Annotated in this window: 12 protein-coding genes; 4 read left to right on the forward strand and 8 right to left on the reverse strand. The window is 74.2% G+C overall.

The features are described from left to right. The first annotated feature begins 12 nt into the window (after positions 1 to 12). A complete protein-coding gene (locus MICAU_RS12980) occupies positions 13 to 915 on the forward strand; it encodes a thioredoxin family protein (protein WP_013285766.1) in 903 nt (300 codons plus the stop codon). A 22-nt stretch (positions 916 to 937) separates the two neighbouring features. After that, positions 938 to 1,138, forward strand: a complete 201-nt coding sequence (locus MICAU_RS12985; RefSeq protein WP_041799001.1) for an alpha/beta fold hydrolase family protein — start codon at positions 938 to 940, stop codon at positions 1,136 to 1,138. 56 nt (positions 1,139 to 1,194) lie between these two features. Here MICAU_RS12985 and MICAU_RS12990 read toward each other — a convergent pair whose 3' ends face one another. Continuing rightward, entirely contained in the window at positions 1,195 to 2,160 is a 966-nt protein-coding gene (locus MICAU_RS12990) for a golvesin C-terminal-like domain-containing protein (RefSeq protein WP_013285767.1), read from the reverse strand. Further along, complete coding sequence (locus tag MICAU_RS32685; protein ID WP_013285768.1) at positions 2,160 to 2,312, reverse strand: hypothetical protein; 153 nt, start codon at positions 2,310 to 2,312, stop codon at positions 2,160 to 2,162. Before MICAU_RS32685 ends, MICAU_RS12990 begins: the two co-directional genes overlap by 1 nt. Positions 2,313 to 2,522: 210 nt before the next feature. On the opposite strand from MICAU_RS32685, the gene MICAU_RS12995 reads away from it, so the two are divergent. Further along, positions 2,523 to 3,806, forward strand: a complete 1,284-nt coding sequence (locus tag MICAU_RS12995; protein WP_013285769.1) for a glycoside hydrolase domain-containing protein — start codon at positions 2,523 to 2,525, stop codon at positions 3,804 to 3,806. Between the two features lie 56 nt (positions 3,807 to 3,862). Here MICAU_RS12995 and MICAU_RS13000 read toward each other — a convergent pair whose 3' ends face one another. Then, entirely contained in the window at positions 3,863 to 4,753 is an 891-nt protein-coding gene (locus MICAU_RS13000; RefSeq protein ID WP_013285770.1) for an SGNH/GDSL hydrolase family protein, read from the reverse strand. A gap of 399 nt (positions 4,754 to 5,152) precedes the next feature. Between MICAU_RS13000 and MICAU_RS13005 the strand changes: the two genes are divergently transcribed. Further along, positions 5,153 to 6,190, forward strand: a complete 1,038-nt coding sequence (locus MICAU_RS13005) for a hypothetical protein (RefSeq protein WP_013285771.1) — start codon at positions 5,153 to 5,155, stop codon at positions 6,188 to 6,190. Between the two features lie 55 nt (positions 6,191 to 6,245). Here MICAU_RS13005 and MICAU_RS13010 read toward each other — a convergent pair whose 3' ends face one another. From MICAU_RS13010 to MICAU_RS13030, 5 genes are all read right to left on the reverse strand, one after another. After that, complete coding sequence (locus MICAU_RS13010; RefSeq protein WP_013285772.1) at positions 6,246 to 8,096, reverse strand: AfsR/SARP family transcriptional regulator; 1,851 nt, start codon at positions 8,094 to 8,096, stop codon at positions 6,246 to 6,248. Between the two features lie 103 nt (positions 8,097 to 8,199). Next, positions 8,200 to 9,156, reverse strand: a complete 957-nt coding sequence (locus MICAU_RS13015; protein WP_013285773.1) for a Gfo/Idh/MocA family oxidoreductase — start codon at positions 9,154 to 9,156, stop codon at positions 8,200 to 8,202. Continuing rightward, on the reverse strand, positions 9,140 to 10,009 hold the full coding sequence (locus MICAU_RS13020; RefSeq protein WP_013285774.1) for an inositol monophosphatase family protein: 870 nt from the start codon (positions 10,007 to 10,009) through the stop codon (positions 9,140 to 9,142). Before MICAU_RS13020 ends, MICAU_RS13015 begins: the two co-directional genes overlap by 17 nt. Continuing rightward, a complete protein-coding gene (locus tag MICAU_RS13025; RefSeq protein WP_013285775.1) occupies positions 10,006 to 10,539 on the reverse strand; it encodes a flavin reductase family protein in 534 nt (177 codons plus the stop codon). The genes MICAU_RS13020 and MICAU_RS13025 overlap by 4 nt, the downstream gene beginning before the upstream one ends. Next, entirely contained in the window at positions 10,539 to 12,029 is a 1,491-nt protein-coding gene (locus MICAU_RS13030; RefSeq protein WP_013285776.1) for an amino acid adenylation domain-containing protein, read from the reverse strand. The genes MICAU_RS13025 and MICAU_RS13030 overlap by 1 nt, the downstream gene beginning before the upstream one ends. Positions 12,030 to 12,049 lie beyond the last annotated feature (20 nt).

A 12,049-nucleotide genomic window follows, 5' to 3' on the forward strand; every position in this document is an offset into this window, starting at 1 on the left:
CGGCGCGGCCGGATGACGGGGGCCGCGGTGGCGACCCGGCTGCCGCCGATCGATGTCCACCGGTGGGTGAACTCCGCGCCGCTGACGCCGCAGGAGCTGCGCGGACGCGTGGTCCTGGTGGACGTCTGGGAGTACACCTGCGTGAACTGGATCCGCACCGCCCCGTACGTGCGGGCCTGGCACCGCGACTACCGCGACCTGGGGCTCACGGTGATCGGCGCGCACGCGCCGGAGTTCGCGTTCGGCCGGCTTCCGGAGAACATCGACCGGGCGATCCGCGACCACGGGCTCACCTACCCGATCGCGATCGACGACGACTACACGTTCTGGCGGGCCCTGCGCAACGACGCCTGGCCGGCCAGGTACCTCTTCGACGCCGACGGGCGGCTGGCCGACCGCTGGATCGGCGAGGGCGGCTACGACCGGACCGAGGCGCTGATCCGGCGGCTGGTCGAGGCCGCCACGCCCACGCCCGCGCTGCCGCCGGTCACCGCGGAGGTGACCGCGTTCGTGACCAGCCCGCAGCCCACGTACGCCGGGATCACCCCGGAGACCTACCTCGGCGCCGACCGGGGTGTGCCCGGCACGTACGCGCTGACCGGCGACTGGCGGGCCGAGGGCGAGTACGTCGAGACGGGCGGCGCCGGGGCGGAACTGGTCCTGCCGTTCACCGCCGGTGAGGTGAACCTGGTGGCCGACCCGGGACCGGAGGGACCGGCAGCGGTTCGGGTGCTGCTGGACGGGAAACCGGCCGGTGACGCGCGTGGCGCCGACGTGGACCCGGACGGCACGGCCGTCGTCGACCGGGCCGCGATGATCCGGCTGGTGGACGGCGCGACGCCGGGGGAGCACCGGCTCACCCTGCGCGCCGAGCGGCCCGGTCTCCGCGCGTACGTCTTCACGTTCGGTCCCTGACCCGACCCGAGGAGGACAACCCGTGGCCGTCAAGACCATGACGCCGACGCGTACCGCCGCCGGCATCCGCGAGATCCTGCTCGCGCCGCGCAGCTGGGCCGAGCGGGCGTATCCGAACCTGATCCACTACAACACGCTCGACCGGGGCGGGCACTTCGCCGCCTGGGAGCAGCCGGAGCTGTTCGCCCAGGAGATGCGGGCCGCCTTCCGGTCGCTGCGCTGACCGACGGCGGACGCGGCCGGGTGGGGCGCCCACCCGGCCGCGTCGGTACGCCCGGGTCAGACCTCGGTCAGCCGGACCGCGTCGGCGATGACCAGGCCGGCGGCGGAGCTCCATCGGCTGACCGCGACGCGGTTGGCGTCCCCGGCCGGCAGCGTGAACGTGCCGAGTGAGCGCCACTGCCCGCCGGTCGCCCGCTGGTCGACCACTACCGTCCGGTTGCCGGTGGTGGTGGCGACGATGTACGGCGTGGCCGCGTTGTAGCCCGCGTTCGCCGGCCACCACGCCTCGACCCGGTAGTTGCCGGTGCGGGGGACGTTGAACTTGTACCAGGCCGCGTCGCTCGCGGCGACCGGGTCCGCGTAGCGGTAGTCGGCGCCGTAGCGCTGCCCGGAGTACGTCGAGGTGCCCCAGCTCGCGCTCGCGGTGAACCGGCCCGCCGTGGCGTTGTCCACGATCGACGTCCAGCCGGTGCCACCGCCGGCCATCTTGGCGGCCACGTCGGCGCGCATCGTGTTCAGGTCGATGAAGGACGGGTCGATCTTGCCGGTGGTGCTGGTCTCCCGGTGGCCGCGGGCGTAGCTGGAGTCCCGGCCGAGCCGCTTGAGCACGGCGGCGGTGGCCGCGATGCTCGCGTTGTACTGGGCGGTGGTCATCCGCTGGTCGACACCGTTGTAGTCGATCTCCCACCCGATCATCAGGGTGTTGCCGTCCCCGGCCGGGATCGGGCCGCTGCCGCCGCTGGTGCCGGCGTGGTTGCACCGGCCGGCGGAGATCACGTGGAACACGCCGTGGTAGTCCACGAGCGCCTGGCAGAGCGGGCCGGGCAGGTCGGACCGGCCGTTGATGCAGATGTTCAGCGCCGGGTGCGGGTTGGTGGCGCTGGACGTGGCGGCGGTGTGGTGCCAGAGCACGCCGAGCGGGTCGAACGAGCCGGAGCGCATCCGGTTGAGCCAGTCGCCCTCGACCACGACCTGTACGCCGGCGCCGCGCAGCACGTCCACCAGCCAGGGAATGGTGGCCATCACTGCTCCCCGAGCAGGTCGGCGAGGCACTCGGCCTTCGGCGCGGCGTGCGCCGTACCGGGACGGACGGCCACCGCGAGGGCGGCGGCCACCAGGGCGGGTACGCCGAGCAGACCTCGGCGTCGCAGACGGGGGGATCGTGACGTGGGCATGGCGCTCCTCGGGTGACGGCGCTTCACCGATCGACGGATGTGAGTGCGGGCACGCTATACCGGCATCTGCCGTTCTGTCGATACCCTTCAATGGTCGTTTCCGTCGTGAAAACTTTCGCCATCACCACCTGTCGTCATCCGTCGATGCGTGGTAGAAATCCTGCCCAAGTCTCGCCGTCGAGCGAGGAATCCTTCACAGGAGGGGCGCCGATGAGAGCGATCGCCACGGCCCTGACACTTCTCGCCGTGCTCGCGGCCGCGGCCGTACCGGCGCAGGCTTCGGCCGTCCCGGCCCGCGCCGGGACACCGGCTGTCGCCGAGCCGCAGCCCGCCGCCGAGACAGCGGCCACCGTCGCCGCGGTCGGCCCGCAGCCCGGCACCTTCACCGGCAAGGGCTTCGACACCTGCACCGCGCCGTCGCAGGCCGCGATGGACGCCTGGCTGACCGCGTCGCCGTACCGCGCGGTCGGCGTCTACATCAGCGGCGGCAGCCGGACGTGCGCCCAACCCAACCTGACCGCGACCTGGGTCGCCGACCAGACCCGCAAGGGCTGGCGGCTGATCCCCATCGAGCTGGGCTACCAGGCGCCGTGCGGCACCCGTACGCCGAAGATGTCCGCCGACCCGGCCACCGCCCGCGGGCAGGGGAGGACCGCGGCGGACAGCGCGGCCGCCGCGGCGGTGGCGCTCGGCATCGGCGCCGGCAGCACGCTCTACAACGACATCGAGCAGTACCCGTCGAACGCGAGCTGCCGGGCCGCGGTGCTCTCCTTCCTCTCCGGCTGGGTCGAGCGCCTGCACACGCGCGGCTACCTCGCCGGCATGTACTCCAGCGGCTCGTCCGGCATCACCGACGTCTGCGCCGCCTACCACGACACCCGGTACCTGCGCCTGGACCAGATCTGGATCGCCTGGTGGAACGGCGTCGCGGACACCGACGGGGGCACGTACTGCGCCGACGACCGCTACGCCGACCAGCAGCGCCTGCACCAGTACGCAGGGGACGTCACCGAGACGTGGGGCGGCGTGACCATGAAGATCGACCGCAACTACCTGGACGTACGGGCCGGCACCCCGCCCGCGACGTGGAGCGTCACAGTCGACAACGCCACGTCGGGCGGGTTCAGCGCGGGCGCCGCCTGGGGCACCTCCGCGTACTCCGGGCAGCGCTACGGCGCCGACTACCGCTTCGCCGCGCCGGTGGCGTCCAGCGACGTGGCCTGGTTCCGGGCGAGCCTGCCCGCGACCGGCTCCTACGAGGTGTCGGTGTGGTACCCGGCCGACCCCGGCTACAACGACCGCACCCCGTACCTGGTGGCCACCACGACCGGCAACCGGTCGGTGGCGGTCGACCAGCGCACCGGCGGCGGGCGCTGGGTCTCGCTCGGCGTGTTCACGCTCGCCGCCGGGACCGGCGACAAGGTCGGGGTGAGTCGCTGGAGCGCCGGCACCGGGTACGTGGTCGCCGACGCGGTCCGCATCACCCGGGTGTGAGGCCGCACGCCGGTGAGCCGGTCCCGCCCGAGCGGGACCGGCTCACCCGGGCCGGGTCAGCTCAGGTGCGCCAGCAGGGCGGTGGCCATGCCCTGCTCTCCCCGGGCGTTGGGGTGGAACGGCGCGGCGGCGTTCTGCGGCACCAGCCCCTCCACCCAGCGGGTGCCGCTGCTCTTGCACGAGTCCCGGCCGATCGACGGGGTGTAGACGTCGGCGTAGCTCGCGCCGCCTGCCGCCGCCGTGTCGGCCAGCATCGTGTTGAGCGCCTTCTGGACGCCGCGCAGGTACGGCACGTCCTGGTAGGCGATCGGCACCACCGGCCAGCAGCCGTAGCCGCTGTCGGGCAGGATCGCCGGGTATCCGAGCACCACCACGCGCGCGTTCGGCGCGGCCTGGCGGACCGCCCGCAGCACGGCTGCCACCTTCGGCGCGGCGGCGGCGATCCGGGCCCGCAACTGGTCGGTGCCGCCCGCGGTGAACCGGTTCTTGCAGGGCGAGCCGAGCGGGCTGCTCACGCTCGCCTCGGCGCAGTCGCTGATGATGCCGGAGAAGCCGATGTCGTTGCCGCCGATCTGGACGGTCACCAGCGCGGTGGCCGGCGTGACGGCGTTGACCTGCGGCGGCAGCGCGATGCCCAGCGCCCCGTCGCCGCCGTACAGGATGTCCTCGGTGGTGGCTCCGGAGCAGCTCACGTCGGCGAACGACGAGGAGCCGGCGGACGCCGCCACCAGGGACGGGTAGTTGCGGTTGGAGCGCAGGCAGTTCAGGTCGACCTGGGTGGGCACGAGCGGTGCGGAGGTGTAGGAGTCGCCGAGCGCGACGTAGCGACCGGCGGGCGCGGCGGCGACGGCGGGTGCGGCGGCGGTGAGCAGCATGCCGGCGGCGGCCGCGACGAGCGCGGTCATCCGGCCGGCGGTCCGCAGGAGCGGCAGGCGGGGACGGTTCATGGGGCCCTCCCGGAGGGGTCCTGGTGGTGGTGCTGGGATTCTGTCCGCGCCTGTGACGTGCGTCAATATCGATAAACCTCACTAAATGACGGTCCAGGATGTGGTCCGCCGCCGTCCGGCCGAGCGGCCGGAGGTGTCGCGTACATCACACTTTTCGGCGTCGCCGATGTCGGGTACAGGTCGGTCGCCGATCGGTCAATCCGTTGCGTCCCAACGGTCCCCGGCCCGTCACGCCTGATGGGCGGCCGGATGCCGGATCCGAGCACGTACGCACCGGAGTGACCTCGGCACGGCTGGTGAAGAACGTATCGAATGTCGGCGATCGTGAATTTGCAGGCGTCATTACGCTGCGGGGTGGTTGATCGCCGGAACCACGGACGACAGGTGGAAGAACCTCAGATGAGTGACAATCACCCTCCCTACGGAGGCTATCCGGACCCGAACGCCGGAGCGTGGGGCAACCAGCCCGACCCGAACGCCCCGTACGGCGCGCAGCCGGCCTCGGGCGCGCCCTACGGTTCGCAGCCGGCGTCGGGTGCGCCCTACGGTTCGCAGCCGGCGTCGGGCACCCCCTACGGCGCCCAGCCCGCGTCGGGTGCGCCGTACGGCGCCCAGCCCGGGTCGGGTGCGCCGTACGGCGCGCAGCCCGCGGCGCCGTTCCCCGGGCAGCCGGGCTACCCCGGGCCGGCGCCGTACGCGCCCACCCCGCCGCCCCCGAGCGGAGGCAAGAGCAAGGGGCTCATCGTCGGCCTCGCCGCGGGCGCGGTCACGCTGACGCTGCTGTGCTGCGGCGGCGGGCTCGCCTACGTCGCCTTCAACGGCGACGAGGAGGACCCGAAGCCGGTGGCGTCGGGCAGCGCCACCCCCGGGCCGGACACCAGCCCGTCCGCGACCCCCAGCGCGGACGGCCCGGAGTCGACCGGGCCGGACGGGCCCTCCAACAACAACTCGATCACCGCGCGGTACGCCAGCGAGATGTCGGCGGTCTGCGACGGGGGAGCGATCCTCAACGCCGCCCCGTACACCGCGCCGGCGGGCTCGAAGGCGTACGTCTTCTCCAACTCCCCGGACCGGCCGTCGTTCTGGTCGCAGAAGACGGTCAGCTCGGCCAAGCCGTACTACGCGAAGTCGGCCGACTTCGCCACGGTGTCCGTCATCGGCTGCCTCAAGATGGTCGAGGGCAGCGAGGGCACGCCGAAGAAGTGCCAGTACAAGAACAGCGAGGACAAGGTCGTCACCGTCGACTACATCTCCTCGCGGTACACCCTGACCTTCCACGCCGCCAAGACCGGCGAGAAGGTCGGCGACGGCGGCACGGTGACCGCGCCCGCCGCCCGGTGCCCGAGCTTCATCTCCTACAACAAGGTGACGATGAAGTCGTACGCGTCCCCGGACAGCGGCACCATCGAGGCCGCGCTGGACCGCTTCCTCAAGTAACGACACCCGGATCGCGGTGTGCGGGTCTCACCGACCCGCACACCGCGATCGGTGTTCAGGCCGGAAGCGGCCGGCCGTGCGTCTCCACGCACTCGCGGGCGAAGAGCCGCAGCAACTCCGGCAGATGGAAGCGCTCGGCCGGGGCGCAGGAGTCGACCGGCACCAGCAGGTTGTGCTGGATCAGGTGCTCCACCATCCGGTTGGCCTGCTGCCGGGGCAGGCGCAGGATCTCCACCGCGCTGGCCGGGGTGATGAACGAGTCGGCGCGGGCCAGCGCGTGCAGCGCCAAGCGGGCGTCGACGTCCAGCGCCTGGTAGCTGACCGACAGGCTGCCGCGCACCGAGATGTCCCCGACCGCCAGCTCCGACAGCCGGTTCTCCTCGTCCTCCAGGTGCGCGGCGAAGCCGGGCAGGGCCACGTCGGGCTGGGTGACGAGCCGGCTGCCGACGATCCGCAGCGCCAGTGGCAACTGGTCGCAGGCCGCGGCGATCCGGCCGAACACCTCCGGCTGCTCACGTACCCGGCGCTCGCCCGCGATCGTGGCCAGCAGCTCCACCGCGTCGGCCCGGTCGAGCGCGCCGAGCGTCAACCGCCAGCCCACGTCCAGGTCCAGCAGGCGCTGCCGGCTGTTGATCAGGACCAGGCTGCGGCCCGCCCCGGGCAACAGCGGGCGCACCTGCTGCGCGCAGTCGACGTCGTCGATGATGAGCAGCAGCCGCCGGCCGGCGAGCGCGCACCGCAGCACGGCGGAGCGCTCCCGGATGTCCTCGGACACGTCGGTCAGCGGTACGCCCAGCTCGACCAGCAGCTCCCGGATCAGCTCCCCGCTGCCGCGCGGCGGCTCGTCGCCGCTGTCGAAGCTGACGAAGAGCTGACCGTCGGGAAAGAGGTCGGCCAGGTCGTACCCGCTGCTCACCGAGAACGACGACTTGCCGACGCCCGGCGCGCCGGAGACGAGCACGACACCGGCGTGCTCGTCGGCGCCGGCCGGGTCGGCGATCCCCTCGGCGATGGCGCGCAGCTGGCCCGCAGTGGTGTCCCGGCCGACCAGGGACGGCGGCTTCATCGGCAGGGCCTGCGGGCTGGTCGGCGGGCCGGGCGGCGACACGGGCCCGCCGCCGAGGGCCGTGGGCCGGCCGGACGGTGGGCGGACCTCGGCGGAGTCCGCGTCCAGCGCGGTCTGGAGGGCGCCCTGGAGCGTGGGGCCGGGGTCGACGCCCAGCTCGTCGATGATGCCGCGCCGGGCCTGCTGGTACGCGGCCAGCGCCTCGGCCACCCGCCCCTCCCGCGTCAGCGCGGTCACCAGCTGCGCCTGCCGGCGTTCGTCGAGCGGCTCCTCGGCCACCATCCGGCGCAGCGACGGGATGACCCGCGCCGGCTGCCCCAGCCGCAGGCGCAGGTCGATCAGCTCCGTCGTCATCTCCCGGTGCTGCTCCCGCAGTGCCGTGACGGTCGCGCCCAGGTCGGTGCCCAGATCCGTCAGGTCCTCCAGCGGGTGCCCGCCCCACAGGTCGACCGCCCGGTCGAACAGGTCGGCGGCGGCCTGCGGCCGGTCGCTCCGGGCGGCCCGGCGGGCCTCGTCGGCGAGCCGACGGAACCGCAGCAGGTCCAGCTCGTCCTCGTCGACCCGCAGGTGGTAGCCGGTGCCGTCGTGGACCAGCCGGCCGGCCGAGTCACCGCCGCGGTCCAGCGTCTGCCGCAACCGGTGCACGTACGTGCGCAGGTTGCGTACCGCCGACGCGGGCGGCGACTCCGGCCAGAGGCCGTCGACCAGCCGGGAGGTGGCGACCGTGCGCCCCGGACTCAGCAGCAGCACGGCGAGCAGGAGGCGGGGCTTGGTGCCGGTCAGCATGACGGGGCGGTCGCCCGCGTACAGGCTCAACGGACCGAGAACACTGAACCGCATGGATGTCGTCCCCCGCTCCGGCGCACCGTCCACAGTGTGGTGTGTAAGGCTGGGTTTCCCACCTTCGGCCGGGGAATGCATCGCTCCCAGATGGTGCAAGTAATCACTGATCGGTGTGTACTTCGTGACCCGGAGTCAGTTGCGCCGTCGCCCGCCGCGCCGCGTCGAGCACCGCCACCGCGTCCGTCACCCCGGCGCCCGCCGACCGGCCCTCCCGGACCAGCACGGCGAAGTCCTCCGCCTGGCGGGCCAGGGCCGCGTACATGGTGGCATCCCCGTCGGCCGGGTCGAGGAAGGCCAGCCGCTCGTGGTCGCGGGTGCCGAAGACCTCCACCGTCGCCATGTCGCCGCCGCGGTGGTGCCGGCCGAGCGAGACCAGCGCGGTGCCGCCGCCGGACAGGCCGAGCAACGCCTGCGCGCTGTCCACGTCCCGGCCGCGTACCGCCGGGTCGGTTACCGGACCGGCCGGCTGCACCGCGACCCGGTCGATCTCCTGCCCGGTCAGCCACCGGATCTGGTCGAACTCGTGCACGCCCATGTCCACGAAGATCCCGCCGCTGCCGGTGCGGAACGCCGCCGCGGGCGGCTCGCCGTCCCACTGCGCCGCGGCCACGAACAGCACCTCGCCGAGTTCGCCGCCGGCGATCCGCTCCCGCAGCCGGCACAGCTGCGGGACGAACCGGCGCCAGTAGGCGACCTGGAACGGGATCCCGGCGGCGGCGGCGACCCGCCCCGCCTCGGCCGCCCCGGCCGGGTCGAGCCCGGCCGGCTTCTCGCACAGCACCGGCAGCCCGGCCTTGGCGGCGGCCGCGACCAGCGCGCCGTGCCGCCCGGTGGGCGCGGTCACCAGGAGACCGTCCGGCACGGCGTCCGCGAGCAGGTCCTCCACGCTCGGGTACGCGGGCAGCCCGGCCGCGGTGACCGCCTCCCGTGCCGCCGGAACCGGATCGACCACGTACCGGATCCGGACGCTCCGGTGGTCGGCCAGGGCGCGCAGGTGGTGGTGGCCCATCCGGCCCGCCCCCACCAGCGCCAGCCGGAACTCATCGCTGCCGGTCATCGTCGGTTCCCCTCTCCTCGTCGGTGTCGGTGCCGTCCGTGCCGTCGCGGCCGTCCGTACCGTCGTCGCCCAGCCAGCCGGCCAGCGCGGCCACCACAGCCGGCGCTCCGGTGCCGAAGACCTCGAACCCGTCGTGGCGCCACCGCCGGCTCACCCCGCCGGCGGCCTCGACCAGCGCGGCGCCGGCCGCGATGTCCCACGGCGCGGGGTCGAAGCTGACGAACGCGTCCAGTTCGCCGCGGGCCACGGCCGCCAGGTCGCAGACGGTGGAGCCGGTGTTGCGCAGGTCGGCGACCCGGGGCGCGACGCCGACGAGCGCCTGGTACGCCCGCCGTCGCGGCCCGGGCGCGTTCGGCACCGCGAACGCCACCAGGGCGTGCCCCGGCCGGGCCTCCCGGTTGACCGCGACCGGGGCGTCGCCGTCGAGCGCGCCGCCGTCGTCGAGCACCAGGCAGGCGCCGGTGGCCGGTTGCAGGACGGTGGCCGCGACCACCTGGCCGTCGCCCACGTCGCAGCCGGTCGCCACCGCGATGCTCACCGCGTACCGGCTCGCACCGTGGCTGAAGTTCAGCGTGCCGTCGAGCGGGTCGACGATCCAGCGCAGCCCGGAGCAGCCGGCGCTGGCACCGGACTCCTCGGCCAGGACGGCGTCCTGCGGCCGGTCCCGGGCGAGCAGGCCGAGGATGGCCCGCTCGCTGGCGTGGTCGGCGGTGGTCACCGGGTCCTGGGCCGCGCCGCCCTTGTGTTCGGTCCGGAAGCCCCGGCCCCGCGCCTCGCGGATCGCGTCCGCCCCGGCCCGCGCCGCGCGCAGGCTCAGGTGGCGCAGGTCGCCGGGAGCGGCGCCGATGCTCATCGCGCCACCTGCGCTTCCCGCGGCGCGGCGACCCGTGCGTAGCCGCCGTCCACGAACAGCAGTGGCGGGGTCGGCCGGAGCAGGCCCGCCGAGCGGACCGCGCCCATCAGTACCGCGTGGTCCCCGGCCGGGTCGGCGGAGACCGCCTCGCAGCCGAAGTACGCCACCCCGTCGGTCAGCCGCGGGCAGCCGGTCGCCCGCTCGTCGTCGTAGGCCACACCCGCGAAGCCGTCGGCGCCCGCCGGGCGGCCCCGGCTGGCGAACCAGGCCGCCTCCTCGCGCTGGTCGTCGCCGAGCACAGTCACCGCGAACCGGCCGGTACGACGCACCGCGCCGAGCAGCCGGCAGTCCCGCCGCAGGCAGACCAGCAGCATCCGGGGCGACAGCGACACGGTGGTGAACGAGTTGACGGTCATCCCCACCGGGCCGTCGGGCCCGACGGCGGTCGCCACCGCCACCCCGGTGGCGAAGCGCCCGGCCACCGACCGGAACGCCCGCTCCTGGTCCTGTCCGTTCCCTGTGCCGGTCATCACCGTGCTCCTCTCGTCGCGCTGCCGACCAGGTCGGCGGCCCGCCGCCGGTCGGTCTTGCCGTTGGCGTTCGTGGGCAGCGTGGCCACGTGGTGGATCCGCGCCGGCACCATGTAGGCGGGCAGGCGCTCGGCGCACCTGTTGGTCAGCTCGTCGGTGATCCCGGCGGCGCCGGTGTAGACCGCCCGCAGGGAGACGTCGTCACCCGTGCCGAACGCCAGCACCACCGCGTCCTGCACCCCCGGGTGGCCGCGCAGGACCATCTCGATCTCGCCCAGCTCGATCCGGTAGCCGCGCAGCTTCACCTGGTCGTCCAGGCGCCCGTGGTGCACGAACGTGCCGTGCTCGCGCCGGACCCGGTCACCGGTGCGGTAGTACCGGCGGTCCGCGTACGTGACGAAACGGTCCTCGTCGTCGGCCGGGTCGAGGTAGCCGTCGAACCGCTGCGGCCCGTGCACGCACAGCTCACCGTCGTCCACGCCGACGGTGCCGTCCTCGGCGCGCAGGATCGCGTCCAGCCCGGGGTGCGCGTCGCCGATCGGGACGGTGCCGTTGGAGGTGGCCGGCCAGGCCGCCGGATCCGCCGGCAGCCGGTGACCGGTGCACGTCACGGTCAGCTCGGTGGGACCGTAGAGGTTCTCCACCACGCTGCCCGGCGCCGCGTCGGCCCACGCCCGCGCCTGCTCCAGCGTCAGCGGCTCGCCGGCGAAGAGGCTGTGCCGCAGGCCGGGCATGGCACCGGGGGAGAGCATCCGCATCCGGCGAGCCAGCGAGACCACCGAGGGCACCGAGAACCAGTGCGTGATCCGTCGTTCGTTGACGAACCGCACCGGCGTCAGTACCTCGTCCGGCTGCGGCACCACGAGCGTGGCGCCGCCGCCCCAGGCGACGAACATGTCGAACACGGACGGGTCGAAGGTCAGGTCGAAGGTCTGAGACAGCCGGTCACCCGGGCCGACCGGGTAGCGGTCCCGGCAGTACGCGAGGAACGCGTCCACGTTGCGGTGCCGGACCGGCACGCCCTTGGGCCGCCCGGTCGAGCCGGACGTGAACAGCAGGTACGCCACGTCGTCCGGTGCCACCGGCGCGGCCGGCGGCGGGGCGGCGGGCGCGCCGTCGAGGCGTACCGTCACCGCGTCGCCCGCGACCTGCGCCGCGGTCGCCGCGCCCGCGTCGTCGACCACGAGCGCGTCCACGCCCGCGTCCCGGCACAGCCGGGCGGTGCGGGCCGGTGGGAAGGCCGGGTTGAGCGGCACCACCACCGCTCCGGCGCGCAGCGCGGCCAGATAACCGGCGTACGCGGGCAGGCTGCGGGCGGCCAGCAGGCCGACCGCACGCGGACGGTGGCCCACCTCGGCGTGGATCCGCCCGGCGAGGCCGTCGGCGAGGTCGCGCAGCCGGCGGTAGCTCACCGGCTCCCCGCCGACCTCCAGCGCGACCGCTTCGGGCACGCGTGCCACGGTCCGCTCGAACCAGGAGTAGAGACTCACGGCGTTGCTCCCTTCACTGT

The organism is Micromonospora aurantiaca ATCC 27029 (genome assembly GCF_000145235.1).
GTDB lineage: Bacteria > Actinomycetota > Actinomycetes > Mycobacteriales > Micromonosporaceae > Micromonospora > Micromonospora aurantiaca.